This is a genomic window from Colwellia marinimaniae (genome assembly GCF_002207865.1).
GTDB lineage: Bacteria > Pseudomonadota > Gammaproteobacteria > Enterobacterales > Alteromonadaceae > Colwellia > Colwellia marinimaniae.
Genome location: NZ_BDQM01000426.1, coordinates 1 through 248 on the forward strand (window position 1 = coordinate 1; position 248 = coordinate 248).

Here is a 248-nt window from a genome sequence, read left to right on the forward strand (position 1 = left end):
AGTCGTTATTGTTTAATGGAACTTGAGCCACAAACAGGCCGTAAGCATCAATTGCGTCGTCACATGAAGCATTTATTCCACCCAATCGTGGGCGATACTACCCATGGTGATGGCCGTCATAATGTGTTTTATCGTGAGCACTTTGAATTGTCACGACTGTTACTGATTGCCATGTCATTATCTTTTATCCATCCGGTAACCGCGCAACCAGTGCATATTGAAGCCGCTGTTGGTGACGAAGTATTAGG

1 pseudogene is annotated in these 248 nt (G+C 44.8%); it reads left to right on the forward strand.

The annotated features are described in order from the left end of the window. Positions 1–248 (forward strand): annotated as a pseudogene (locus MTCD1_RS19930) (tRNA pseudouridine(65) synthase TruC); the annotation flags it as partial.